The 25,429-nt window shown below is 69.2% G+C and carries 25 protein-coding genes; 6 read left to right on the top strand and 19 right to left on the bottom strand.

Translation table 11 applies throughout. The features are described 5' to 3' along the window. The 16 genes from aroC to ACOQPP_RS17990 all read right to left on the bottom strand — a co-directional run bounded on the left by aroC (nucleotide 1) and on the right by ACOQPP_RS17990 (nucleotide 13,828). Complete coding sequence (aroC, locus tag ACOQPP_RS18065) at nucleotides 1–1,239, bottom strand: chorismate synthase (RefSeq protein WP_419167387.1); 1,239 nt, start codon at nucleotides 1,237–1,239, stop codon at nucleotides 1–3. A 134-nt stretch (nucleotides 1,240–1,373) separates the two neighbouring features. Next, nucleotides 1,374–3,158 carry a secretin N-terminal domain-containing protein gene (locus ACOQPP_RS18060; protein ID WP_419167388.1) on the bottom strand — a complete coding sequence of 595 codons (1,785 nt, stop codon included), beginning with the start codon at nucleotides 3,156–3,158 and terminating at the stop codon, nucleotides 1,374–1,376. Continuing rightward, the gene (locus tag ACOQPP_RS18055) at nucleotides 3,155–3,580 is read right to left on the bottom strand and encodes a hypothetical protein (protein ID WP_419167389.1); all 426 of its coding nucleotides are present in this window, start codon (nucleotides 3,578–3,580) and stop codon (nucleotides 3,155–3,157) included. The genes ACOQPP_RS18060 and ACOQPP_RS18055 overlap by 4 nt, the downstream gene beginning before the upstream one ends. Then, a complete protein-coding gene (pilO, locus tag ACOQPP_RS18050; protein ID WP_419167990.1) occupies nucleotides 3,577–4,167 on the bottom strand; it encodes a type 4a pilus biogenesis protein PilO in 591 nt (196 codons plus the stop codon). Before pilO ends, ACOQPP_RS18055 begins: the two co-directional genes overlap by 4 nt. After that, nucleotides 4,167–4,781, bottom strand: a complete 615-nt coding sequence (locus ACOQPP_RS18045) for a PilN domain-containing protein (protein ID WP_419167390.1) — start codon at nucleotides 4,779–4,781, stop codon at nucleotides 4,167–4,169. Before ACOQPP_RS18045 ends, pilO begins: the two co-directional genes overlap by 1 nt. Beyond that, nucleotides 4,778–5,908, bottom strand: coding sequence for a type IV pilus assembly protein PilM (pilM, locus tag ACOQPP_RS18040; RefSeq protein ID WP_419167391.1), 1,131 nt, complete (start codon nucleotides 5,906–5,908; stop codon nucleotides 4,778–4,780). Before pilM ends, ACOQPP_RS18045 begins: the two co-directional genes overlap by 4 nt. A gap of 1 nt (nucleotide 5,909) precedes the next feature. Further along, nucleotides 5,910–6,761 carry a PilW family protein gene (locus tag ACOQPP_RS18035; protein ID WP_419167392.1) on the bottom strand — a complete coding sequence of 284 codons (852 nt, stop codon included), beginning with the start codon at nucleotides 6,759–6,761 and terminating at the stop codon, nucleotides 5,910–5,912. Continuing rightward, entirely contained in the window at nucleotides 6,758–7,150 is a 393-nt protein-coding gene (locus ACOQPP_RS18030; protein WP_419167393.1) for a type IV pilus modification PilV family protein, read from the bottom strand. Before ACOQPP_RS18030 ends, ACOQPP_RS18035 begins: the two co-directional genes overlap by 4 nt. Then, nucleotides 7,147–7,584 (bottom strand): GspH/FimT family pseudopilin, encoded by a 438-nt coding sequence (locus ACOQPP_RS18025; RefSeq protein ID WP_419167394.1) that lies wholly within the window; start codon nucleotides 7,582–7,584, stop codon nucleotides 7,147–7,149. Before ACOQPP_RS18025 ends, ACOQPP_RS18030 begins: the two co-directional genes overlap by 4 nt. A 152-nt stretch (nucleotides 7,585–7,736) precedes the next feature. Next, nucleotides 7,737–8,147, bottom strand: coding sequence for a type IV pilin protein (locus ACOQPP_RS18020; protein ID WP_419167395.1), 411 nt, complete (start codon nucleotides 8,145–8,147; stop codon nucleotides 7,737–7,739). Nucleotides 8,148–8,264: 117 nt separating this feature from the next. Next, nucleotides 8,265–8,705, bottom strand: coding sequence for a hypothetical protein (locus ACOQPP_RS18015; RefSeq protein ID WP_419167396.1), 441 nt, complete (start codon nucleotides 8,703–8,705; stop codon nucleotides 8,265–8,267). A gap of 58 nt (nucleotides 8,706–8,763) precedes the next feature. Continuing rightward, on the bottom strand, nucleotides 8,764–9,882 hold the full coding sequence (locus ACOQPP_RS18010) for a type II secretion system F family protein (RefSeq protein WP_419167397.1): 1,119 nt from the start codon (nucleotides 9,880–9,882) through the stop codon (nucleotides 8,764–8,766). After that, nucleotides 9,879–11,000 carry a type IV pilus twitching motility protein PilT gene (locus ACOQPP_RS18005; RefSeq protein WP_419167398.1) on the bottom strand — a complete coding sequence of 374 codons (1,122 nt, stop codon included), beginning with the start codon at nucleotides 10,998–11,000 and terminating at the stop codon, nucleotides 9,879–9,881. The genes ACOQPP_RS18010 and ACOQPP_RS18005 overlap by 4 nt, the downstream gene beginning before the upstream one ends. Beyond that, the gene (locus ACOQPP_RS18000) at nucleotides 10,997–12,577 is read right to left on the bottom strand and encodes a GspE/PulE family protein (protein ID WP_419167399.1); all 1,581 of its coding nucleotides are present in this window, start codon (nucleotides 12,575–12,577) and stop codon (nucleotides 10,997–10,999) included. The genes ACOQPP_RS18005 and ACOQPP_RS18000 overlap by 4 nt, the downstream gene beginning before the upstream one ends. Next, nucleotides 12,574–13,299, bottom strand: a complete 726-nt coding sequence (locus ACOQPP_RS17995) for a ComEA family DNA-binding protein (RefSeq protein WP_419167400.1) — start codon at nucleotides 13,297–13,299, stop codon at nucleotides 12,574–12,576. The genes ACOQPP_RS18000 and ACOQPP_RS17995 overlap by 4 nt, the downstream gene beginning before the upstream one ends. Before the next feature lie 85 nt (nucleotides 13,300–13,384). Continuing rightward, a complete protein-coding gene (locus ACOQPP_RS17990; protein WP_419167401.1) occupies nucleotides 13,385–13,828 on the bottom strand; it encodes an energy transducer TonB family protein in 444 nt (147 codons plus the stop codon). 216 nt (nucleotides 13,829–14,044) lie between these two features. Here ACOQPP_RS17990 and ACOQPP_RS17985 point away from each other — a divergent pair, with 216 nt between their 5' ends. Genes ACOQPP_RS17985 through ACOQPP_RS17975 form a run of 3 tightly spaced genes read left to right on the top strand, consistent with a single transcriptional unit; the run spans nucleotide 14,045 to nucleotide 17,215 of the window. Continuing rightward, on the top strand, nucleotides 14,045–15,277 hold the full coding sequence (locus ACOQPP_RS17985; protein WP_419167402.1) for a tyrosine-type recombinase/integrase: 1,233 nt from the start codon (nucleotides 14,045–14,047) through the stop codon (nucleotides 15,275–15,277). Then, nucleotides 15,274–16,227 (top strand): tyrosine-type recombinase/integrase, encoded by a 954-nt coding sequence (locus tag ACOQPP_RS17980; protein WP_420637116.1) that lies wholly within the window; start codon nucleotides 15,274–15,276, stop codon nucleotides 16,225–16,227. The genes ACOQPP_RS17985 and ACOQPP_RS17980 overlap by 4 nt, the downstream gene beginning before the upstream one ends. Further along, nucleotides 16,220–17,215: a tyrosine-type recombinase/integrase gene (locus tag ACOQPP_RS17975; protein WP_419167404.1), complete on the top strand. Its 996-nt coding sequence runs from the start codon at nucleotides 16,220–16,222 to the stop codon at nucleotides 17,213–17,215. Before ACOQPP_RS17980 ends, ACOQPP_RS17975 begins: the two co-directional genes overlap by 8 nt. A 618-nt stretch (nucleotides 17,216–17,833) precedes the next feature. Here the strand turns inward: ACOQPP_RS17975 and ACOQPP_RS17970 are convergent. The 3 genes from ACOQPP_RS17970 to ACOQPP_RS17960 form a co-directional block, all read right to left on the bottom strand. Beyond that, nucleotides 17,834–18,931 (bottom strand): carboxypeptidase regulatory-like domain-containing protein, encoded by a 1,098-nt coding sequence (locus ACOQPP_RS17970; protein WP_420637115.1) that lies wholly within the window; start codon nucleotides 18,929–18,931, stop codon nucleotides 17,834–17,836. Between the two features lie 645 nt (nucleotides 18,932–19,576). Beyond that, a complete protein-coding gene (locus ACOQPP_RS17965) occupies nucleotides 19,577–19,888 on the bottom strand; it encodes a hypothetical protein (protein ID WP_419167406.1) in 312 nt (103 codons plus the stop codon). A gap of 1,668 nt (nucleotides 19,889–21,556) precedes the next feature. Continuing rightward, nucleotides 21,557–22,240 (bottom strand): energy transducer TonB family protein, encoded by a 684-nt coding sequence (locus ACOQPP_RS17960; RefSeq protein WP_419167407.1) that lies wholly within the window; start codon nucleotides 22,238–22,240, stop codon nucleotides 21,557–21,559. 182 nt (nucleotides 22,241–22,422) lie between these two features. On the opposite strand from ACOQPP_RS17960, the gene tdh reads away from it, so the two are divergent. From tdh to ACOQPP_RS17945, 3 genes are read left to right on the top strand one after another with little or no spacing between them, the layout of a single operon-like run. Next, nucleotides 22,423–23,454 carry an L-threonine 3-dehydrogenase gene (gene tdh / locus ACOQPP_RS17955; protein ID WP_419167408.1) on the top strand — a complete coding sequence of 344 codons (1,032 nt, stop codon included), beginning with the start codon at nucleotides 22,423–22,425 and terminating at the stop codon, nucleotides 23,452–23,454. A gap of 10 nt (nucleotides 23,455–23,464) precedes the next feature. Next, nucleotides 23,465–24,121 carry a hypothetical protein gene (locus tag ACOQPP_RS17950; protein ID WP_419167409.1) on the top strand — a complete coding sequence of 219 codons (657 nt, stop codon included), beginning with the start codon at nucleotides 23,465–23,467 and terminating at the stop codon, nucleotides 24,119–24,121. Between the two features lie 17 nt (nucleotides 24,122–24,138). Further along, nucleotides 24,139–25,368 (top strand): glycine C-acetyltransferase, encoded by a 1,230-nt coding sequence (locus ACOQPP_RS17945; protein ID WP_419167410.1) that lies wholly within the window; start codon nucleotides 24,139–24,141, stop codon nucleotides 25,366–25,368. Nucleotides 25,369–25,429 lie beyond the last annotated feature (61 nt).

Here is a 25,429-nt window from a genome sequence, read left to right as displayed (position 1 = left end):
CTATCCGGTTCCCCTTCCGCTATCCCGACCGCCGTCGGCGTCGGTGAGGCCGCTGTCGCCGAGGCGGGCAAGGTAGCTCTCTACGTTGCGCCGCATGTCGGAGAGGCTGTCGCCGGCGAACTTCTCGATCCACGCGTCCGCCAGCACGAGCGCCATCATCGCCTCGCCGACCACGCCGGCGGCGGGCACGGCGCACACGTCGCTCCGCTCGCGGATGGCCTTCGCGGGTTCCCCCGTGCGCGTGTCCACGCTGTCGAGCGGGCGCCGCAGCGAGCTGAGGGGCTTCATGGCGACGCGCGCCACGATCGTCCCCCCCGTCGTCATCCCGCCTTCGAGCCCGCCCGCGTTGTTCCGACGCCGACGGTAACCGCCGCTCCCGCGGCGTTCCGCGTCCCGCTCGATCTCGTCGTGGACGTCGGAGCCCCGGGTCCGCGCGGCCTCGAACCCCATGCCGATCTCGACGCCCTTCATGGCGTGGATCGACATGAGGGCTCCGCCGATCCGGCCGCCCAGCCGGGTCTCCCAGGTGACGTGGCTCCCGAGGCCGACCGGCGCCCCGCGCGCGACGACCTCGAACACGCCGCCCAGCGAGTCGCCGTCACGCCGAGCGGCGTCGATCGCCTCGACCATGGCGGCGGCCGCACCGCGGTCGATGCACCGCACGGGCGAGTCGTCGGCCGCCGCGGTCAGATCGTCCGGCAGCGGCTCCCCGGCCGGCGCCGCCACGGGACCGATGCGCACGACGTGGCTCTCGACGCGGACGCCGAATTCGCCGAGCAGCCGTTTCGCCACCGCTCCCGCGGCGACCCGGGCCGCGGTCTCGCGCGCGCTGGCCCGCTCCAGGATGTCGCGCGCGTCCTCCCGGTCGTACTTGAGCATGCCCGCGAGGTCCGCGTGTCCCGGGCGCGGCAGGTACACGCGCCGGAGGACCTCGACGTCCTCGACATCCGGCGCGGCGATCGCCATCGCCTCGCGCCAGTTCCTGAAGTCGCGGTTGGGGATGCGGATCGCGATCGGAGAGCCCAGCGTCTCCCCGAGCCGCACGCCGGCGAAGATCTCGCCCGCGTCCTTCTCGATCCGCATGCGGCCGCCGCGACCGTGTCCGCCCTGGCGGCGAGCCAGTTCGCCCGCCACGGCGGCCGCATCGAGCGGCAGGCCGGCGGGGATCCCCTCCAGTACGGCGACGACCGCCGGCCCGTGGGACTCGCCGGCCGTGGTCAACCTCAGGCACCTCAGCATCGCGCGGATTCACTCCTCATGTCGGTTGGGCCTCCGATGGCCAGTCGATGGCCAGCGGATGGCGAAGAAAAGGATTCGCCGGGGGCCGGGGCCGCAACCGGCGGCGCGGCCGGTGAGGGCGCGGACACGTCGCGCTAGCCCCCTCGGGGGCCGCGGATGATGTGCGGCGTGACGAGGATGATGAGGTCCTGCTTCACTTCATTCTCCTTCGTGCTGCGGAACAGGGCCCCGATCCACGGAAGGTGCATCAGGCCGGGAATGCCGCTCTCGCTGCGGCTCGCTTCACTGAGCGTCAGGCCGCCGATGACCGCCGTCTCTCCATCCTCGAGGAGAAGCGTCGTCTCGCCGATCTGTTTCTCGAACACGAATCCGACGTCCGACAGGCCGAGCTTGAGGCCCGAGCGCTCGGCCATCAGCTCCAGACGGATCTGGTTGTTGTTCGTCACGTGCGGGGTCACGTCGAGGATGATCCCGGTGTCCTCGAACTGCACGTTGACGCGGGCCGCCTCCGTCTGCGCCCCCGCTTCGAGGACCCGGATCGGGGTGCGTTCGCCGACCTGGATTCGCGCGTGCGCGTTGTCCACCACCTGGATCGATGGCGCGGCCTGGACGTCGGAGAGCTGGTGCGACTCGAGGGCCTCGAGGAACGCGAACAGCGAGAACTCGCCGAACGCGACGGAGGTCAGTATCTGGAGCGCGGGCAGGAGGGGCCGATCGTTGGCGTTCGCGAGCGCCGCGATCGCGTCACCGCCCAGATTCACGAGCGTCTCGTTCGTCTGCCTGAAGAACGCCTCATCGGGGACGCCGTCGCCGTCGTAGTCGACGAGTTGCGGCGGTTCATTCGGATCGGGAGCGGCGATCAGTTCGTTGAGACCCTGCTCCACGAAGGCGCCGTCGCGTTCCTTGAGGTCGTAGACGATCCCCAGCTGCTGCACATCGGTCCGATCGACGAAGACGATCTTCGCCTCGATCGCTACCTGGGGAAGACGTCGGTCCAGAGAGGCGACGATGGTGTCCATGCGCGCCACGACCGACGGCGCGTCCGTGACGATGACCGTGTTGCTGCCCGAGAAGGCGACGACCTGGCCCCGGTTCGGCGTCGCGAGGTGGCGGAGCGCTTCGGCGACGGAGTCCGCGCGCGCGTAGTTGATCCGAATGACGCGCGTCTCGCTCAGCAGTTGGTCGCGGGCCTGCAGGTTCTCGATCCAGTCGACGACGATGATCCCGCTCTCTGTCGTGTGCCAGCCGAGGTTGTGGGCCGAGAGGATCGCGTTCAACGCGATGTCCCACGGCTGGGCCCGGATGTCGATGCCGCGGACCACGACGGAGGCGACCTCGCCGTTCGGTACCACCGAGATGTCCGCGAACTCCGAGAAGCCGGCGAGCACATCGAGCATGCTCGCGCTGTCGTACACGACCGAGATCCGGGGTTCCTCCCGGCGGACGGCGGCGAGCGTGGGGGAAGGCTCCCCCGGCCCGGCCCCCGCCTCCGCCCCCGCCGCCGCCGTCGTCTCGGCCGCCGTCGACCAGGGCGGGAACGGGGGTCCCCGGTTCGGGAACGTCACGCGCACCGCGCCGGGGTCGGTCACGACGTCATGGTCGAGGTCCAGGGCGAGATCGAAGACGATGCGAACGATGTCGGGCTGGAACTGGCTCGAACGCATCCGGATGACGCCGCCGCGGCCGATCCCCTCGTAGCGGTCCCGACCGAGGCCGAGGACGGCGCCTTCGAGGTCGAGGATGAGCCTCGGGGGGTCCTGAATCATGAGGTGCCGCGCGGTGACCTCACCTCCGACCACGACCGTGATCTCGGTATCGGTCCCGGCGGTCGCGATCCGCACTTCCCGGACCTCGGTCTCCTGCCCGAGCCCTGCCGCCACGACCACCCCGAGTGTGGAGACGATGCTGCCGCAGATCATCCTCCTTCCCTCCCTTCTCTCCGCTCTCTCCGCACCCATAGCGTCTCCCTGCGCCGCACGCCGAAGTTCGCGATCACGAAGTCCACTCCATCCTGAAGGATCCGTTCCACTCGGGCCTCGCCGAGGAGATCGCCCTCCCGGGCGCGATACCGGCGGCCCGTCCGCCGGTCCGTGAGCGTTGCCACGCTCCCGACTTCAGGGTTGTACAGCACGCCCGACAGCGTGAGGTCGGCGAAGCGGGGGCCCTCCCGTTCCCCGACATCCAGAGGCTGGAACGGATCGCGCCGGCCCAGGGCGGAATACGTGAACACCTCGCGCTCGTAGACGGGGAGGGAGGCCTGGACGGCCATGAGCTTCGTCCCCCCCGCGAACCCGAGGACGATGGCCAGCAGCCCGTGGGCAAAGGCTCCCCTCGCCATCATCCGTCGTCCGGCGAGACGTTCTCGCCCGGTGGGAGCACGAAGGTCTCGAGACGGAAGCGGGCGTGGACGAGCTGACGCCCCGAGTTCGTCATCCGCGCGGGCAGGATCTCTTCGACCTCCGGCCGCACGATTCGGGTGAAGCCCGCCACGCGAGCGAGGAAGCGCCCGATATCGTGGTATCCGCCCTCCACCTGCATCGCCCAGTGCTGTCGCATGAAATAGCCGGCGGAGTCGGGCGTCGGATCGCCCGGAATCACATGGACGAGTTCGAGCCCGAGCGACTGCGTCTCGGAGGCGATCGCCTCGTAGATCGCCGCCACCTCCCCCTCCGCAGGAACGAGTCGCTGCAGGAAGGCGAACTCTCGCTCGCCGAGTTCGAGTTCCTCCCGGACGCGGTCCAGTTCGCCGGTGCGCGTCTCCGCGAGCCGGTTCGCCTCCTCGGCCTCCCGAACGCGCTGCTCCAGTTCAACGAGTTCGACGCGCCGCGGAGTCCACAGGTACAGGTGGAAGACGGCCCCGAGCCCGAGGAGGATGACGAGGGCGAGGAGCCGGTACTGGTCGCGAGGGGCTCGCGGCAGCGGCGCCATCACTCCCGAACCTCGGGCGGTTCGGCGAAGCGGAGAACCAGGGTGAAGGCGTGTCGCGAGCCGGTTTCGGACGGGAGCCCCTGTTTCTGGCTCCCGAGAATCGCGACCTCCGCGACACGGTCCGAGGCGCTCAGCTTCCGCACGAATTCCGTGATCGCCAACGGGTTTGCCGCGATCCCCTGAAGTTCGACCGTGACGTCGGGCACCGGCGAGAGCTGGCGAAGCGATATCAGCCAGGCGAAGCCGGGCAGGGCCCGGCTGATCTCGTCCAGGATGCGGGGCCACACGAAGCGGTTCCGGTCGAGTTGCTCCACCAGCGCCACGCGCTCCCGGATCTGCCCGAATCTCGCCGCCAGGCTGTCGCTGACCGCGCGGAGTTCGGCGAGACGCGCCGAATCCGCCGATGCGGCCTCGAGCCTCGCGTGGAGCGTCTCGGCTTCGGAGCGTTGCGTCCACCAGAGGAACGCCGCCCCCGGCAGCATGGTCAGCGCGGCGACGAGCAGGGCGGTACCCCACGGATCGATGCCCGCCATGCCGCGACCGCCGGCGCCCCGCGGCGAACCGGCCACCGCGCGCGGACGGAGGGACTCGGGGAGCAGGTCTACTTCGATCATGGGCGTGGCATCCTCCCGGCCCCCGGCCGTCGCGCCGCGGAAGGTCTTCGCAGCGCCAGCCCGATCGCCAGCATCAGCATGGGCGACACTTCTTCCAGTGCGGGGTAGTCCGCCACCTCCGGGCCGGCCCGCAGACGCTCAACCGCGTTCGCGACGTGGATCTCGACGCCCAGCCGTTCCGCGATGCACTCCGGGAGTCCGGGGATGCCGGCACCCCCTCCGCACAGGTAGACCCGGGCGATCCCGAGCCCGATGTCCTGCGTTTCGACGAGCCTCGCGGCGCGTTCGATCCCCTCCGCAATGTGTCGGGCGTGGCCGGCGAGGGAGTCGCCCAGGCCGGGGTTCGCGACCTCGGCGCGCAGCACCGCGGCGGCTTCCCCGGCCGTGAGGTCGAGGTCTCGCTGGAGGGCCCGAACCAGCGTGTCCGTGCTGAAACGCAGGTCGCGGGCGAGGACGGGAAGACCGTCGTCCAGCACGTTCACCGTCGTCGACTCGTTGCCGATGTCGACCAGCGCCGTGACCCCGGCCATCGCGTCCGGATGATTGACCTCGAAGGCGTTGTGGAGAGCGAACGCGTCCACGTCGACCGCCGCCGGGTGCAGCCCCGCCTGCCGGAGCAGCGAGACGCGGGACTCGATCAACTCGAGCCTCGCGGCCGCGAGCAGTACGGTCATGCGGGGAGCGTCGTCCTCGGGATCCGCAATGTGGAAGTCCAGCTGAACGCCTTCCATGTCGAACGGCACGTGCTGCTCCGCCTCCCACGGAAGGACCGCGCGTGCCTCGCTCTCGGCCATCCGGTCCACCTCGATCGGCTTGCTCACCACGTCCCGTCCTCCCACGCCGATGACGATGTCGCCCGCCTCGATCCGCTCGCGCGCGAACATCGAGGCGACCGCCTCCGCCGCGCGTTCGGGGTGCGGGGTGTCGTCCGCTTCCCCGTTCGGGTTGTTCGGGGTGACGGCGATCCGGACTAGTCGAGGGGCGTCGCCCGAGTGATCGATGACCGCGGCCTTGCTGAAAGCGCTTCCGATGTCCAGCCCGACCGTGACCTCGCGGGGCCGGAACCTCAGCCCCGCCGTCACGCGCCCCCGCCCGGCGACCGCCGGGTTCTCATCGCGCCGTCGCATCTCAGTTCCGAAACGGCATCTGGTAGACGATCCGTCGGACATCCCCGAGGCGGTTTCGTCCGATGGCCTCCGCGACCAGACGGACTTCACGAACCTGCGCGAGATCGGCCGGGACGACCCGAGCCCGCGTCGACCCGTCGTCCATCCCGTATTCGAAGACGGCACCCGGCGCCAACGGCGTGGCGAATTCCTGGCCGTTGCGCCGGACCGCGACGGCGCCGGGTTCCGTGCTCGCGGAGCGGATCGAGTAGGTCAGCCTTCCGTAGATGCGGGCGAGCGCGCCCCGCCGCGGCGTCGCGCCGAAACGACCGGCCCAGCCGCTCGTGCGGCGGAACCACGTCGGGGGCGCGAGGCCGGCGCGGTCCGCCCCCGCCGCGCGGCACGACGACTCCGCCACCGCCGACACCGCGGACGCGGTCGTGAATCCGTCCTCGTAGCGGAAGGCGGCCCCGTACGGTTCGGAGAGCGCCGTGCCGCGCCACGGGGACCGCAGGTTGGTCGCCGGGACGGAGTCGTACACGAAGATGTCCGCGGTCCCGGGGCCGACGCTGTCGCAGACGACGACTCTCAGCACGGGGAGCCGAATCGACACCGTGTCCGGCGTCGCGTTCAGGAGGTCGTCAGGCGCCGCCCCCCGGATTTCGGCCCCCATCCCGTCGAACAGGGCGCGCGTCGTCTGCGCGGCCTGGACGGCGTCCTCGTTCCGCAGGTGGAAGCGGCTCTGGCTCACGATGAGCGCCATGAGCACGCCGCCGAGGAGGCCGGCGCCCACCAGGGCGACGAGCATTTCCGTGAGCGTGAACCCGACGGTCCGCCTCCCCGCGACGACGCGGCGCCTTCGCGGGCGGCTCACGGCGTCACCGGCATCGGTCGTTCGCGCGCGAGCAGGACCTCGAACGCGGCGTCCGGGCCGAGGGGCGGCGTGATGGTCACCTGGACGTGCCGGAGCCGCGGTGAGCGCGTCGTGACCACGCGGGTGACATCGTGCCGCCGCCCGCCGACCTCCGCGATTCCCGTGCCGGACATCGCGGCGGCATGCCCTTCGCGGACGAGGCCCTGCATGACGCCGCGGCCCGCCAGCGTGCGATCGGTATCCCGCGCCGAGAGGCGGGCCTGCGAGCCGATGCCCACGACCACCCCCGCCGCGCCGAGGATCCCGATCGAGGCCACCGTGACCGCGAGCGCGACCTCGATGAGGCCGAATCCAGCCGACCCACCCGGGAACTTCGCGGCGGCGCTCAATAGTCGAACGGGACGGCGCGTACCCGTCCGACGAAGTTCGACACGAGGCGAACCCCGCGGCCACCGCGATACAGGTAGACGCTCCCGGGCGAACCCTGGCCCCGGGCATTGAACCGGATCGTCGCGGGTCGCAAGCGGACCGAATCGAGCCGTCCGAGTCCGTGGGTCGCGAGATCGACGTGAGACAGGGGCGGACCGCCGCGCCGCGCCACCTCGAGTCGGGTGCCCGCGAGCGTCACCTCCGTCCGGGCGTGGGTGGCGACGGCGTGAAGACGGGCACGCACCAGCTGCGATTCCGCCAGGCGGGCCGCCCGCGTCAGGCTGAAGCGGTCGAAGGCCCCGCGTGACATGACGGCCGTGGCCGCGATGCCGGCGATGGCGATCGCAACCACCACTTCGACCAGGCTGAATCCGTTTCCCGCCACTCTCGCCATGGGCTTCCTCCCTTCGTCGAGTAAGCATTTCCAGCTTCCTCACGAAGGGTCCCTGCCCCTCTCAAGGGCGTCTCATCGGCTCTGGACGGTAATAGACAAGCCCGTGGCAAAAGCCCCGCTGCATTCGAGCGGCGATCCATCGCCACGGACTGCTAGCAACTGGTTCCCTGTACGATCTGGCCGATCGCCCCGACCGCGTTCGACGGCGACGAATTCACGCACCACGTCTGGTTCGAGGAAGCGTGCTTCGCCGTGATCCGGTAGCCGTCCGTGTAGGCGGTCGCCGTGAGCGAGACGTTCATGCTGGCCTGGAAGTCCGAGTTCCCGTCGGCGTCCAGATCCGCCGTGCCGCCCGCCGCCACCGTGCTCGCCGCGTAGGCCTGGCGACCGAAGAAGTATGCCTCCTCGGCCGTCATCAGGTTGCGGATGTCGCTCTGCGCGGCCGCGTCGAACGCCTTCTGCTTCGTGTTCGTGAACTGCGGGATCGCGATCGCGGCGAGAACGCCGATGATGACGACCACGATCAGCAGTTCGATCAGGGTGAACCCTTCTTCTCTCCTCATCCTCTCCTCCTCCACCTCCGGTGCCTCGTCATCGCGGGTCCGGCTCGCCCGCGGCTTCCACACCCAGAAGGCGCTCCGCTCTCAACGGAGCATCAACCACGATCCGGCGGCCACCGCTCATCCCGCAGTCGGGTCTTCCCAGTCCGGGGGCTCATCGAAGGCCGACACCGAGTGGATGCGCGCGCCGCGCCGCGAGGCGGTGAGCGAGTGCAGGCGTCCGGCTCCATCGCGCAGCGGGAGGCGGAGTTCTCGGGTCTCCGGTCCCGGCGCGGCATCTCCGAGGCCGAGCGCGCGCAACGCATCCCCCAGAGTGTCGAACCCCTTCGGAAACGCGACCGTCCACGACCTGATCCGCGCGGCCCTGCCGCTCCCCCGCGGCCTCGCCCGGGCGCGGAGCGACCAGTCGGGCCCCTCGAACCGCAGCCAACGGTCCCCGCCGGTCCACCGGTCCACGGCCGGCCGGCCGAACCGCTCGCAGACGGCTTCGGCGGACTCCCCGAGGAGATCCCGCACGTCGAGGCGCGCCTCCGGCCCCGGATCGGTTTCGTGCGCTGCCATGCCGGCAAGTGGAGCGCCGGGCACCCGCACCGCAAGCCGCGGGCGGAGCGACGGCGCATTACTGGATCGCGTTGACGAGATCGAATATCGGCAGGTACATGGCGATGATCATCCCGCCGACGATCCCCCCCAGGATCACGATGAGGGTGGGCTCGAGGACCTTGAGGAGGCTCTCGACCGCCACATCCACTTCGTCGTCGTAGAAATCGGCGATCCGCGACAGCATCCCGTCCAGGTCTCCGGTCTCCTCGCCGACGTGGATCATCTGGGACACCATGGGAGGAAAGACGCCGGTCATCTCCAGCGGCCCCGTGATCGAATCCCCGCCCGCGATCGCGTCGCGGCTCTCGATGACGGCGTCGTGAATCACGCGGTTCCCCGCCGTCCGCGCCGTCATCTCGAGCCCCTCGAGGATCGGAACGCCGGAGGCGAGCATCGTGCCGAGAGTCCGCGTGAAACGCGACACGGCGGCCCTCCGCAACAGCGATCCGAAGATTGGGAGCCGGAGCAGGAAGCGGTCCACGCGCGACCTCCCGGCATCGGTCGCGACCCAGCGGCGCAGGAGGAAGAAGGCCCCGCCCGTCGCGATGAGAATGGCCCACCACAAGCTCTGGACGACCCGGGAGAGCCCGATGACCGCGCGGGTCGGGACGGGCAGCAGGGCCCCGTAGCTGGCGAACACGGACTCGAACGTCGGGATCACGAACAAGAGGAGGGTCGCGATCACGGCCACGGCCACCCCCAGCACGACGGCGGGATAGAGCAGGGCGCCCTTCACCTTCCTCCGGACGCGATCGTTCTTCTCGAGGAAGGTGGCCAGACGTTCGAGAATCGCGTCGAGGAGACTCCCGGACTCACCGGCGGCGACCATGTTCACGTACAGGCTGGTGAACACCGCGGGATGCCGTCCCAGCGCGTCGGCGAGGGTGCTTCCGGCTTCGACCTCGTAGAGCGATTCCTCGATGGCGGCGCGAAGCGCGGGGCTCCGGGCCTGGCGGGAGAGGATCTCCAGCGCCCGCGTCAGCGGCAGCCCCGCGTGGATCATGGTGGCGAACTGCCGCGTGAAGACGACGAGTTCGCGGGGGCGGACCCTCGAGAAGAGGGTGGACCGACCGCCAGCCCCCGCATCATCCACTCCCCACCTGTGCCGGCGGCCGGTCTCGCCCGCTCGGTTCACCGGGCGGCCCCCGCGGGCAGCGAGGTCCCGGTCATGCGGCGGAATCCGGCCGGATCCGACGTGACGCGGATGCAGTCCTCGAACGCCACCTGGCGCCGTACGTAGAGCCGGAAGAGGGCGTCGTTGAGCGTCTGCATCCCGAACTTCCGGGCCGCCTGCATCGCCGAGCAGAGCTGGTGAACCTTCGCCTCCCGGATCAGCGCCCGGGTGGCAGGGGTCGCGATGAGGATCTCGCAGGCGGCGACGCGCCCCCTGCCGCCCGCCCGCGGGAGCAGCGCCTGCGTCACCACCCCCTCGAACACGAGGGCGAACTGAGCCCGGACCTGCTCCTGCCGGTGGGCGGGGAAGGCGTCGATGATGCGGTTGATCGTCTCCGGCGCCGAGTTGGTGTGGAGCGTGGCGAGCGCGAGGTGGCCGGTCTCCGCGATCGTGAGCGCCGCCTGAATCGTTTCCGCGTCCCGCATTTCGCCGATCAGGATGACGTCGGGATCCTGTCGGAGCGCGTACTTGAGCGCCGTATCGAAGCTGCGCGTGTCGTGTCCGACCTCGCGCTGGTTCACGATGCAGCCCTTGTGGGGGTGCACGAATTCGATCGGGTCTTCGATGGTGATGATGTGGCCCGCCCGCTGCGTATTGATGCGGTCGACCATCGCCGCCAGGGTCGTCGACTTGCCGGAGCCGGTGGGCCCCGTCACGAGCACGAGCCCGCGCGGCTTCTCGGTGAGGCGCGCGACGACGGACGGGATGCCGAGTGCCCGCAGGTCTCGGATCTGGACCGGGACGCGGCGAATCGCGCAGGCCACGTGGCCCCGCTGCCGGAACAGATTCACGCGGAAGCGGGACAGCTTCCCCACCGAGAAGCTGAAGTCGATGTCGTGGTCCCGCGCGAAGCGCGCCCTCTGCGGCTCCGTGAGCAGGGAACGGCCGAGCGCGGCGGTGTCCCCGGACCCCAGCACGGACCCCGGCACACCTTCGGTTCGACAGTCCGTCATCCGTCCGTCGATGCGGAGCTTCGGCGTACCGCCGACCGTGAGGTGCAGGTCGGACGCGTCACGCTCGACCATCTCGTCAAGGAGCGCCCGCAGGCGCGCATCAGTGACGGGAGTCCCGGCCATCATCTCCCCTCCCCGGGGTTCCGGGCCGAAGTCTCTCCCAGCACCTCTTCCAGCGTGACGATCCCCTTCCCGACCTTGATCAGCCCGTCCTGCCGCAACGTGACCATCCCCTCGTCGACCGCCCGTCTCTCGACCTCTTCGGCGGACGCGCCCGTGAGGACCATGCGGCGGATCGCCGACGACATCGGGAGGACTTCGTAGAGGCCCTGCCGCCCGGCATATCCCGACCCGCCGCACGCGTCGCAGCCGGCGCCGCGATGGAACGTGTATTCGGGACCCCGGGGATCTTCGATACCCGCGGAACGGAGGACTTCGCGCGGATAGCTCGTCTCGACCCTGCAGGCGGCGCAGATCCGGCGCACGAGACGCTGGGCCGTCATGATCGTGACGGCCGCGGCGACGTTGAACGCCTCGATCCCCATGTCCACGAGCCGGGTCGTGGTCGACGCCGCGTCGTTCGTGTGGAGCGTCGAGAGGACGAGATGCCCGGTGAGCGCCGCCTTGACCGCGATGCCGCCGGTCTCCGCGTCCCGGATCTCGCCGACCATGACGATGTCGGGGTCCTGGCGGAGGAAGGCGCGCAGGACCGATGCGAAGGTGAGGCCGATCTTCGACCGGACCTGGACCTGGTTGATCCCGCGCACGCTGTACTCGACCGGATCTTCCGCGGTCAGGATGTTGACCTCCGGCCGGTTGAGCCGGGCGAGCGCGCTGTAGAGGGTGGTCGTCTTTCCCGATCCGGTGGGCCCGGTCACGAGGATCATGCCCGTCGGGTTCGCGATCGCTTCCAGGAAGCGCCGCTCCGCGCGCTCCTCCATGCCGAAGGACTCGAGGTCGAAGGCCAGCTTCCCCTTGTCCAGGATCCGGAGGGCAATCCTCTCTCCGAACAGCGTGGGGAGGGTGGAGACGCGGAAGTCGATGACCTTCCCGCCGACCCTCATCTTCATGCGCCCGTCCTGGGGAACCCTGCGCTCGGCGATGTTCAGGTCGGCGAGGATCTTGAGGCGCGACGTGAGCGCGGCCGTCATCCGGAAGGGCGGCCGCATGATCTCGCGCAGGTGCCCGTCGAGACGGTAGCGCACGCGCAGTTCGCTCTCGTAGGGCTCCAGATGAATGTCGGAGGCGCCGCGACGAACCGCGTCCCGGAGAATCGAGTTGATCAGCCTCACGACGGGCTCATCCTCGATGTCGGCCCGGAGGGCGTCGTCGTCCCGGGCGGCCGCTCCGGCGCCTTCGACGACTTCGACCTCCCGGTCCGGCTCCCGGGGGCGTCCTCTCCGCGTTCGTCCGGGTTCGGCGGCGGATCCGTAGCTCTGGTCGATGAGCCGGCGGAGGGTGTACTCCCCCGCCGGTACCGGCTCGATTTCGAACCGGGTGAGGAACTTCAGGTCCTCGATGACGTTCGGGTCGCCGGGGTCCGCCATGGCGACGGTGAGGGTGCGACCCGCACGGCGCAGCGGGAGCACGAGATGCCGGCTCGCGAAGTCGGCCGGGACGAGCCTCAGGACCCTGCCCTCCGGCGGCCGCGCCAACTCGGGAGCCGGTTCCGGGACCGTTACGCGCGCCTCAGCGGAACTCAAGGCGCCCCCACGCACACGCGACCGGCGAGACGGTCGAGCGAACGTTCCCCGATGCCGCGGACGCGCGTGAGCGCCCCGGGGTTCGGGAACGGCCCGTTCGCGGTCCGGTCCTCGATGATGCGGCCCGCGATGACGGACCCGATACCGGGCAGGCTCTCGAGTTCCTCCCGTCCGGCCCGGTTCACATCGACCCGCTCCCCGCCCGGCGCACACCCCGCCCCCGTGGGGGGGACGAGCCGGTCCGCTGCCGGAAGCGCGGGGGGCCGCGAGTCGGAGCGCCCCGAGGGCGCGACGAGACCGGGACGCGGGATCGCCGTATCGAATTGGAGCCAGGGAGCGAGGCGGCCCGCGGTGACCTCTCCCACCCCGGCCACGCGCTCGAGGTCGGCCGCCTCGCGGAACGGTTCGCGGTCGCGCTCCTCGACGATGGCCCGCGCGAGGCTCGGGCCGACTCCGGGAAGTCGGCGCAGTTCGTCGGCCGACGCCCGGTTCACCTCGATCCGCTCACCATCGGCAAGCGGCGTCTGCGCGCGCTGCTCCCGCATCAGCGCGGAGAGGACGTCCCCCCCCACGCCCTGCAGGTCTCGCGCCGGATCGATCCCCTCGATCCCGTCCACTTCTCCGGGATCGGGGGCGAGCGCCGTTCGGACGATGAGACTCACCCCGATCAGCACGAGCGCCGTGCCGAGCGCCTTGCGTTCGGCGCGATTCAGATCCCACACCCCGCACCTCCCCGTTCGAGCCCACTGCAACGAGGGTGGGGGGCGGCGTCAACCGGCCGTCAAACGGACGATGCCGAAGACATGCCTAAGAGATGAACGTGATCTCGGCCCAGCCCTCGACCGCAGTCCCGTCGCGACGCGCGGGCTGGTACTCCCAGGCCCGCACCTGTCGCATGATGTCGCGGTTGAAGCCCTCATCGGGGGTGGGGGGGTCCAGTTCCACGAGGCTCGGGCGGCCGGTGGCGTCGACGAACACCCGGACGGTCACTTCCATGCAGCGCACCGATCCGGGGGGGTCCCAGTGGGGCACGACGGATCGCGGCATCGGCGACACGTAGCCGTCCCCGCCTCCCCCTCCCTCTCCTTCGCCGGGGCCCACCGCGGCGCCGCGTCCGGCGGGCGGGGCGGGGATGCCGACCGGGAGCAGGTCGGCCGAAATCTCCGGGGCCGTCTCGCGGACCTCGATTTCCGGCGCGTCCGGGGCGAGCACGGGCCTCGGAGGCGGCGGGATCTCGATGCGTCGGGGCACGGAGACCCGGACCGATTGCAGGCCTCCGCCCCCCACCCGGAGATCCGGATTCGACCCGGGGTGTCAACGGGCATCGAAGATGTTGCGGCCCGGATTATGTGGCGGACAGTCCGTATCGTCCCGCCGGACCTGAGAACGCGCCGTATCCCGGCAACATAATTATCTGACTGGCAGTCGTTCGGCCATCATGTCTTCACCCCACAAGGAGGCACAATCATGTTCGAAGCCCTGTTCATCGACCGCGACACGATAGCCCGCTATCGCTGCGAACCGCTGCTGGAGGAACGGCTGAGCTACCTGAGGCATTGCGCGCAGCAGGGCGCGCGGCCGCTCACATTACGCATGATCGCAGCCGCTCAGGTCACCCTGATTCGTCTGCTGGACTTGAGCGAAGGGGAGCGCGTCGGCGTGCCCCGGATCGAGGCGGCGGCCAACCGTCGATCGAGTCCCCCGGCGCAACCGAGGGCGCATCGGAGCTTCGTCAGCCGCGCGGTGCGATGGCTACGCTTTGCGGGTTTGCTCGATGAGCCCCGTAGGGTGCGGCAACGGCACGCTCAGGTCTCCGAGGTCGCGGTCTTCAAGGAGTGGATGCGCAAAGAGCGCGGATGGTCCGAGTCGACGATCCGCAATTGCTGCAATACGATCGCCCACTTCTTCGATTGGCTCGGCGAGTGGGGCATTGCGTTGGATGCGGTCGTAGTCGCCGACATCGACCGGGCTGTCGTGCGCTGGCACGCCCGCGGATGCAGTCGGAGCACGATCCGCATTTACGGACACCGTCCGCGTACCTTTTTTCGGTTCGCCGAACGTCAGGGCTGGTGTACACCGGGGCTGGCTGACGGGATCGTGCCTGTGCGGTTCCATCCGGGTGAGACGCTCCCGAAGGGGCTCAACCGGGACGAGGTGCCACGCCTGCTTGCAACTTCCGAGGGCGACCGGCAGGCCGACCTTCGCGACCGTGCCATCCTGATGGTGCCGATCGCGTACGGGTTGCGTGCCAGCGAGGTCGCCGGCCTGCGGCTCGATGATCTGGACCGGGAAGAAGAGACGCTGCGGGTACGCCGTCCCAAGCCGGGATGCACCCATCGCTATCCGCTTTCCCGCGGCGTCGGGCAGGCGATCGTGCGTTACCTCACCGAGGTTCGTCCTCCGCGCCCGGAGAGGGCGCTGTTCCTCACGCTGATAGCTCCGATCCGTCCGGTGACCCGGCAGGCAGTTTCGAACGTCGTCAGGACACGCCTCGATCGGCTCGGTATCAGCGGCAAGCGTCGCGGTGCGCATGCGCTTCGTCATGCTGCCGCGCAGCACCTGCTCGACCACGGCCTCTCCCTCAAGGAGGCCGGCGATTACCTGGGCCATCGCAGCACCTCGTCTACCGCAGTGTACGCCAAGGTACGGCTAAGCACCCTTCGCGAGGTCGCCGACATAGATCTGGAGGGTCTGGCATGATTCTCCGGGATGCGGTCGACAACTATATCGACCGGCGTCAGGCCCATGGCGCCAAGTTCGACGCCGGCGCATACCTGTTGCACCGGTTCCTGAAGCATATCGGGGGGAGCGCCAGGTGCGATGCCGTCTCCCAGGCCGACGTTCTCGACTTCCTTGCCGGGAAAGGTCCGCTCACCCGGTATCGGGCCAGCAAGTACGGTGCCCTGGCCGGCTTCTACCGCTATGCGATCAGCCGCGGCTACGTGATCCGCTCGCCGCTTCCGGCGCGCGATGATGAGCCGGCCCGGCCGCGGTCGTCACCACCTTACGTATATTCCCGTAACGAGTTGCAACGCCTGTTCGACGCCATCGATGTCAGTCGGCAACGCTCGATCCAGCTCGACGCCGACACTCTGCGGGCGCTACTGCTGCTTCTCTACGGCGCGGGGCTGCGATTCGCCGAGGCCCAGCGCCTGACCCTCGGCGATGTGGACCTGCCCGATGCGCTGCTGACCATACGCAACACCAAGTTCTACAAGACCCGACTCGTTCCCGTCCGCGGGCAACTTGCCGACGCGCTGAACACCTATGCCGCCAAGCGCGCGGAACGCCCCCTCCCCAAGGGCACGGCCTCGACCTTCCTCGCCAACCGCGACGGTACGCCCGTGGTCCAGCGCACCGCTGGGCACGCCTTCACCAAGCTGCTGAGGGACGCCCGAATCGGAGGCGGAAACGACGGACGGCGAACTCCGTGCCCTCATTCGCCGCGCCATGCCGCAGCCGTACACCGGCTGGAGTCCCGGTACCGGCAGGGCGCCGATGTCCAGCGACTGCTGCCGACGCTGTCCATCTGGCTCGGCCACACCGATCTCAACGGCACCCGGATCTATCTGTCGATGACGCCCGAACTACCGCATCGGGCTTCCATCCGTTTCGACGCCTACGTCAACAGAGGAGGAAACCATGAGTGATCCCCGCACGCTCGGCCCCTGGCTGCGCCGCTTCCTGGCCGAATATATCGTCACCGAGCGCAACCTCGCCCGCAACACGCAGAAGAGTTGCCGCGACACCTTCGCCCTCCTTCTCCCGTTCCTCCGCGCGAGGGCCCGCAAGCCGGTCGACCGGCTTGCGGTGCGGGACCTCACGGCACGACGTGTGCGCCAGTTCCTCGACCATCTTGAGGATGACCGCGGCTGCTCCGCGCAGACCCGCAACCAGCGGCTGTCGGCGATCCGCGCTTTCGCGCGCTTCATCGCCAGCCGCGATCCCGGACGTATCGAGTGGAGCGGCTGTATCCGTGCGATTGCGTCGAAGAAGGCAGCGCCGAAGCCGATCGGCTGGCTCACCAAGTCCGAGATGAAGGAACTACTCGAGGTCCCGGACCGCCGAACGCCGAGAGGCCGGGTTGAACACGCCGTGCTCCTCTTCCTCCACAACACCGGGGCACGTGTCTCCGAAGCGACGCAGCTCGTGGTGAGCGATCTGCAAATCGGACGACGCGACGGCGGGCACGCGCTCGTAAACATCCACGGCAAGAGCGGAAAACACCGACAGTGTCCGCTGTGGCCCCGAACCGAGGCCGCGCTCGCCGCGCTCGTGCAGGGGCGGGCAGCCGAAGATGCCGTCTTCCTCAGCCGGCAGCGAAGGTCCTATACGCGGTTCGGGATCTATCGGCTCGTCGAGCGCTCCGCGGCCGGCGTGCCGTCGCTCGCCGAAAGGAGGATCACGCCTCACACGATCCGTCACACGAGCGCCTGTCACCTGCTCCAGGCCGGCATCGATCTGAACACCATCCGCGCCTGGCTCGGTCATGCCAGCCTCGACACCACCAACATCCACGCCGAGATCGACCTGGAGATGAAGGCCAAGGCCATGGCGCTTTGCGATGCCGCCCAGCCCGGATCGGATCGCCCGTGGAGGGCAAACACGGGACTGATCGCCTTCCTGGATGCGCTCTGAGTGAAGGAGATTATGTTGCCGGAATACGGCGCGTTCTCAGGTCCGGCGGGACGATACGGACTGTCCGCCACATAACCCGGGCCGCAACATCTTCGATGTTATGTTGCGTGCCACATAACATCGAAAAAATCACACTTTTGGGCATCGAAAATGGCACACCTCGGGGGAGAGGGGCGCGGAGTCGAACGCGTCCACACGGGGCGCTGGACTCGCGGCCGGACGCCGATGGAAGTCATCGGCGCCAACAAGATTTGGTCAGGCCGGTGAACGTGTCGTAACGACTCTGGCTCAAGACAGCCTAGCCGATGACTTCGCGGGCGTGCGTGACGGAACCGGAGGGCGAGATCGTCGGCAGGTGCGACAAGGTGCGAGTCGAGTTCCGCAGAGAAGATCCTCGGCGTCCGCAATGAGTCGCGAACCGAGATCAAGGGCGTCTGCCGGGAGAATCGGCGAACTCGGCGCTGTACTGACCAAGACGCGCACAGCCGTGGCCAAGCTTGGAGGGCATCGCCTTTCGGCGTGCCGGAGGCCATCATCGAAGGGCGGGCCGCAAGCTCACCGGAGCGGCGCCGACTGGTGAGGAGCAGGGGGCTCTCGACGGGCTGGCTTCCGGCGGGACTACTTCGTCCAGATGACGACGACCCCGCACCCGGAATCGGATCCGCCGAACTCGGCCGGAAGAGAGGCGGGTCCCTTGTAGATTTCGACTCCCGCGATCTCGACCGGCCTCACAACGCTGTCAGGTCCGCCCTTTCCGATGCTAACGCCATCGACCCAGACGCTCATCTCACAGCCACCGGGTACGAACCCCGAGGAGCCCCGCCTGTTCAGTATCTTGCAACTCGACTGCCTAAGGCCGCAGTCCAAGTAGATTCCCATCTCGTCGGCGATCATGTGCGAGATGAGAATGGGTCTGCGGCGCTCGATGTCGGCGGCCGTGAGGAAGGTGCCCCCGCTAACGAGTTCACCCCAGTATTTTCGCTCGTAGAACCCCTTGATCTCCAGTCGGCGCGGCCTCGCCGCCGTGGCCACGATCGGCACCATCTCAACGGGCTCCGGCACCAGGCCGACCTCGACCTCCGTGGTGATGCCGCGCGAAACTGTCACTGCGTGGGAGAGTGGCGCATACCCCAGATGCCGCACCGAAAGCTCGTGGACCCCGACCGGTACGCCGCTCAGGATGAACCGGCCCCGGCGGTTGGTCTCCGCCACCACCGTCCCCCCGAGCACCGACACCGCCGCCACAGCCACCGGATCGTCCGTGAGAGCGTCGCGCACGTCGCCGATCAGGCGGCCCGTCCGCACCTCGGCCAAACGAAGCAGCAGTCTCACATCACGCGACGCCCCGGCGGCGATGGGAGCCACGGCCTCCTCGCTCGACGCGTCCCCCAACTCTGCCCACAGCGTGGCTTGGCGGGCGTCGCGCGGGGCGCACAGGACAAGCTGCCCGCCGGGTCCGGCGTCCTCTCGCACCGGCCTTCGCGCCCGCTCCGCGTCGGTCCACCGCAGGACCACCGTCGCACCGGGGATCGGAACCGACCCGGACTGGTCCAAGACCACCACCCGGAGCACGCCGCGCCCGCCACAATCCGGCTCCTGGCCTAAGAGATCCGCGGCCCCGGCGGCGACCGTTCCGAGCGCCGCAACAACCACCCTGGCGAACCGCAAGGAGCCGGCGCATGTACTCGAACCCGTCATTCCGAGCCCTTCGACCACGATACGCTCCATCCCGTGACCGCAGGCAACCCCAAAGCGTCGCGGCTTGTTGTCCACAGCAATCCGCCAGACTGCGCCAACAGCGCGTGCCCCTCGGGCAGAACGGCGACTCCGACGAACCCCTCTCCGAAGCGGTAAGCCGCCCACTTCGATGATGCTCCTTTCCGGTCTCCGGTCCTCTGCCGGAACCAGATCGTCTCGTCGTCACCCGCCACCATCGCGTCTATCACGGATCGCGTAGGACGCGCCACTTGGCGAACCATCTGCTCCACCAGCTCGCGCTCCGACAACCGAGAGCGAATGTTCTCCGGCAGGTCCGCGTATACCCGCTCCGCGTGTGCCTCAATGTCGCTCCTCGCAACCCGAGGGCGGGGAAACGGCAAGTACGCAACCGCCATCGTGTCCGTCGAGCTGGCCAGCTGAAGTAACTCGAAACGGTGGGCGCGATCCGCGCCCGCACGCCAAGTGCCGACGTAAACCCAGCGACCCCGCAGATCGGCAGCGAACAGACTCCGTGTATCGAACGGATGGCGGACCGTAAGCGTTCCGTGGCTCAAACCGCCATCCGTCGAGGTCATCTCGACCAGTATGGAGGCAGTTTCGCGACCGGTAACTCTCCACGCCAGCGTGTCGCGGAGCGCCCCATCATGCTCGAGCAGAAGAACGGGAACCGAATCCCATGTCCGCCGCCACACCGCTCGCGTACTGCGGAACGCTGAGGATCGACGAACCAAACATTCGGCGCGGCACGGTGATGCTCTGATCCGACGCGAACCGAAATTGCAATGATCGAACGAAGTCCCCGCTGCGCCTGTCGAAAAACGACATTCGGCCGGCCGCGGGATCGGATACCCAGAGCGTGTCGGAAAACCAGCCCATGTCCGCTGCACGCAGGAATTCGCCGGGACCGTCGCCCTCGCCCCCGATGGCATCCAGCCCACTCGCCCGTGCGATCAAACCGATGGACGCCGTTAACCGGCGGATCGAGAATGAAAATGTTCCCCGAATCCGCCAGAACCGCCCGGGGGGCCGTTAGCTGCGGATCGCCGGCGACGGACGCCTGTATTGTCACCGCCGCCGTGAGCGACAGCGGGGCTCCCGCGAAGGGGTCCGGCGTGTCCTCAATCTGCAACGCCGACGCAGCCGCGGTGGAAAGGCTTTGGCCCATGACGCAACACACCACGAAGACCAATCGAAGCCAACGCACCGAGCATTGTTCGCCCGCAACCGGTACGCTTGCCCGACTCTTATCGCTTGGGGGTGCCCGCCGAGCAGCGCGACGGACACCCCGGACGTCTCGTTGGGCAACCATTCCGTCGTTGGTAGACGAGGCCCTCATGTGCGCGGCTGCTTCACTTACAGCTCGAGGTTGAGCGGCGCGTCACTTGACGCGTCCCTCCCCCCGGTCGCGGCAAGGCCGATCAGCACTCCGTCGCAAGTTCGGGACACGGGCACCGTTCGGGACTCCGCTTCGGCAGTTCCGAACACCACCGCCGACTCTCCAGCTGCCGGGACAGCAGGCTCTCGCTGCACGAAGGCGGCACCGTCCTCTGCGAAATCCAAGTGCATGATCCACTCGCACGGATCGCCGAAGGTGAAACACCAGCCCCTGCCGAAGAAGCAGTTATCCGTCCCGACGAGATAGTCGAAACACTCGATGACAGGATAGCGAGCGGGTCCAGAAGCCGCTGCGCCCAAACCCAGCCGGACTCAGTCCTGTGGGCGCTAGCCGCCTCGGGCGAGCCCGCCGGTGTCGTGCCCCGAACCATTTCGCGCTTAGCCCCGGTCACGGTCCATTGCGCGCCGTCCCGTGGGTCGAACAGCTTTACGATGGGTCCGCCATCACGCCACCCGGCCAGCGCCGCCGAGAGCGGGACGACATCGGTCAACGGTACGCGGGCCACGAGGCTCGCCGCCGTTTCGGAAGATAGCGTCGCAACAAGGAGGGCCGTCTGGGACCACAGTGTGATCGCCGGATCGGGCCCGACATCCTCGGATGCCGTGAGCCCGACGAACTCGAAGTCGGCGGGCAGGGGTAGCTCCCCGACCTGCGACAGGCAGAGCCGCTGGTCATCGCCGGCTGATTGGTCGATCCGGGCCGCGCCGCCGACCGCCGGGCCGGGAACAAGTGAGAGGAATAGCAAAAGCAGACCGAAGCGCACGGATCGGCTCGCGAGTCGCCGCGACCGCCCCCCGGCGAACGATGATCCCGATCCCGGACGCACGCCCGGTGCGCCACGAACCGGCATCCGGTCTCGTCGAGAACATCGGGGTTGTCCAAGCCTCCCTGCTCCACCTTGAACCATTCAGTATATCTGACCAGCGCTAGCTATAGCTAAGCTAGACGACAACAGAGGGTGGCTCGGACGCGCCCGCATCCCCGCCGGGTGCGCCCCCGCCGTCAACGACTTCCCGCGCGACCACCTCTGCCCCTTCCTCAATTTCCGCCGGCCCTGCCTCTTCCCCTCCGAGGTCGAAGGCCCCCGCGGCGGCATCAAGAAGCGCTAACCGCCAACGGGACGTCGCCATCCCCAAGGAGGAGGTGCGGGAGAGGCTCGGGGGAGGCCCCGGGGAAGGGACCTGGGCGGGACCGGGGAGAGCGCCCGGGCGGGACCTGGGACAGGCTCAGAAGATGAACGTGATCTCGGCCCAGCCCTCGACCGCGGTCCCGTCGCGCTGGGCGGGGCGGTACTCCCAGGCCCGCACCTGTCGCACGATGTCGCGGTTGAAGCCCTCATCGGGGGTGGGGGGGTGCAGTTCCACGAGGCTGGGACGGCCGGTGGCGTCGACGAAGACGCGGACGGTCACCTCCATGCCGCGCACGGAGCCGGGCGGATCCCAGTGCGGCACGACGGAGCGCGGCACCGGCGAAATGTAGCCGTCCGCGCCTCCCCCTCCCTCGCCTTCGCCCGGTCCCGCGGCGGCGCCGCGTCCGGCGGGTGGCGCGGGGGCGCCCACAGGGAGCAGGTCGGCCGAGATCTCGGGGACGGCCTCGCGCAACTCGATTTCCGGCGCGTCCAGGGCCAACACGGGTCTCGGAGGCGGCGGGATCTCGACGCGACGGGGCACGGAGACCTGGATCGATTGCAGGCCTCCGCCCCCCACCCGGAGTTCCGGATTCGTCCCTCGCGACGCCAGGCGCGCGAACTCGGGCGCCCGGCCCGCGGGGCCGAACAGGATGAGGGCATGCAGGAGCGCGGAGGCGAGCATGCCGCCCCACCACGCGGCCCGGTCCCGGCGCCGCCGGAGCGCGGACACGCCGGCCGGCGGCCGATTCGTCCGGCCGTCCCCTGTCACCTTCTCACGCACGATCCGTCTCGGCTCCCGGCTCCGGGTCGCGGACTCGCCCACGGGGAATCTTACGGCGGGCGGTCGCGCCGTGTTCCCGCGCTTGCCGCCCCGTCCGCCGCTCCGGCACATTGTGCGCCACCGATGCGCCGCCGGAGCGCGGTCCGACGCACCTCCCCGGTCAGGAGCCCTCGCCGCTCTCCATGAAAGCGATCCTCAAACCCGGGCCGGCCCCCGGCCTCACCCTCGGCGAAGCGCCCACGCCCGGGATCCGTTCCGGCGACGTATTGATCAAGGTGCGACGCGCGGGGATCTGCGGCACCGACCTGCACATCCATCAATGGGACCACTGGTCGCAGAACCGCGTCAACCCGCCGCTCATCCTCGGACACGAGTTCATGGGAGAGGTCGTCGAGACCGGACGCCTCGTCGAGAACATCGAGGTGGGAGACCGCGTGTCGGCGGAGGGGCACCTGGTGTGCGGCCACTGCGAGTTCTGCGGGACGGAACAGGCGCACGTGTGCCGGGACACCCGGATCATCGGGATCGACCGGGACGGCGCTTTCGCCGAGTACGTCTCCATCCCGGCGGCGAACATCATCCACATCCCGGAATCGATCAGCGACGATCATGCGGCCGTGTTCGACCCTCTGGGGAACGCGTTTCACACGGTCCTGCACACCGACGTGGCCGGGCGGGTCGTAGCCGTGGTCGGGTGCGGACCGATCGGTCTGTTCGCGGTCGGGATCGCCCGGGTGGCGGGCGCGGCCAGGGTCATCGCGATCGAGCCGCACGAGGGCCGTCGCGAACTCGCCGCCCGGATGGGCGCGCACGACTGCCTCGACCCGACGGAGGGCGGGGTCGCGGCGCGGGTCGCGGAACTCACCCGCGGCTACGGGGCGCACGTCGTGTGCGAGATGAGCGGGCACCCCGAAGGCGTGCGCTCCGCGTTCCGCATGTGCCGCAACGGGGGCCATGTCCGGCTGCTGGGGCTGCCGAAGCACACCGTCGAAGTCAACCTGGCGCGGGACGTCATCTTCAAGGGACTCCACGTCTACGGCGTCGTGGGACGCCTGATGTACCGGACGTGGATCGAGATGCGGGACTTCCTCGCCGCCGGGCGCCTCGACATCGACCCGGTGATCACGCACCGGCTTCCGTTCGACCGCTTCGAGGAGGGGATCGAGGCCATGAACTCCGGCGAGGCGGCGAAGGTCGTCCTCGCGCTGGACTAGCGACGGGCCCGTGGGAAGAGCGCCGTACCTCGCCGCTCTAGCGCTCACCGTGCTCCTTGCGGCCGGGTGCTGGCGGATCGGCGAGGCCCATCAGAGCGATGCGCTCGTCACCTGGGTCGCCTACCCCGAGACGGTGCGGGTGGACGAACCCTTCTCCTTCGAGTTCGGCGGCCCCGTGTCTCCCGACCAGTGCGGGCGGCTGGACACGGCCACCCTGGCGGTCACCGACGCCTCGATCGAACTCGCGGCCCGGCGCAGCACCTTCCGCACCATGTGCTCGCCGCAGAACGTCAGCTTCTACGAGGCGCGACCGCTCCGGATCGCCACGCCGGGCGAATACCGCGTGCGGGGTTCGGGCGCGATCGATCTGGGCACGCTCGTGGTGACCGACACCGGCCGCTTCTCCGCCGTCCGCACCTGGGGCGAGGGCACGATCCGCGAGGCGGCCGGGTGCTGGCTGTTCGGCCCCGGGTGGATCGGGAGCCAGCGCATATTCGCGCTCGACCGCCTCGCTCCCGAGCTTCAGGAAGTCGGCACCGAGCGCGTCATCTACGTGAGGGGACAGTTGCGCGGCTTCATCTCGTGCGGGAACTGGGGCTCGCGGCCCCGCATCCGGGTCGACACCGCGTGGGCCACGGACAAGCGCGTCGGCGACCTGTACCCGTGAAGGACGCTACATTCTCCATGATGACACTCTATGAGGAACGGGACGTGACGATGTCGAACGTGAACCCCGGTCTCGAGCGCCGGCTGGCGACCGAACTCGGGGAGATGAAGGAGAACGGGGTTCACAAGAAACTCCTCCACATCATGGGCCGCCAGGCGCCCGTGGTGGACATCGATGGTCTGGGCGAGACCATCAACATGTGCTCGAACAACTACCTCGGACTGTGCGACGAGCCCTCCGTGATCGAGGCGGTGAAGGAGGGGGCGGACAAGTACGGGGCGGGGACGTCCTCGGTGCGATTCATCTGCGGCACGTTCGACATTCACCGCGAACTCGAGGCGAGGATCGCGGACTTCCTCGAGACGCCGGCCTCGCTCACCTATACCTCGGCCTGGAACGCGAACGAAGGCCTCTTCGCCCCCCTCCTCGGACCGGAGGACGCGCTCATCTCGGACCGTCTCAACCACGCCTGCATCATCGACGGCATCCGCCTCTGCAAGGCCCGCCGGTTCATCTACGACCACATGGACATGGACTCGCTGCGCGAGGCGCTGGACTCCTCACGGGAGGCGCGGCACCGGCTCGTCATCACCGACGGCATCTTCTCGATGGAGGGGGAGATCGCGCCGCTCCCGGAGATCCGCGAACTGTGCGACCGCTACGACGCGATCATGGCGGTCGACGACTCGCACGCCACGGGGGTTCTGGGCGACACGGGCCGGGGGACGCCGGAGCACTGGGGCATGCACGGCGAGGTCGACATCGTCACCTCGACGCTCGGAAAGGCGCTCGGAGGCATGGCGGGCGGCTTCACGGCCAGTTCGGACGCCGTGATCGACTACCTCATCCAGGCCTCGCGGACGCAGCTGTTCACGAACGCCCTGCCCTGCCATTCGGCGGCCGGCGCGCTGGCCGCGATCGATCACCTGGAGGAACACCCGGAACTCGTGGCGAAGCTCCGCGACAACACCGAGTACTACCGCGAGCGTCTGATCGAACTGGGCTACAAGCCGATCCCCGGCGGCACGCCGATCGTCCCCGTGATCATCGGCAGGACGGCGGACGCCATCCGGCTGAGCCGCGAGTTGCTCCGCGAAGGCGTCTTCGTCATCGGGTTCGGCTATCCGGTCGTGCCGAGGGGCGAGGCCCGCATCCGGTGTCAGCTGTCCGCCGCGCACGAGCGCGAACACATCGACGCCGCCCTCGCCGCGCTGAAGAAGGTCGGCCGGCGTCTCCAACTCATCTGAACCCGGCTGAACCAGCCGAACCACCGGGAGCACGGGATCGTGACGGAACGCGGACTGAAGC

It is taken from the genome of Candidatus Palauibacter sp. (assembly GCF_965222475.1).
Lineage (GTDB): Bacteria > Gemmatimonadota > Gemmatimonadetes > Palauibacterales > Palauibacteraceae > Palauibacter.
Note: the sequence above shows the minus strand (reverse complement) of the source record. Positions and strands in the feature narration are given on the sequence as shown.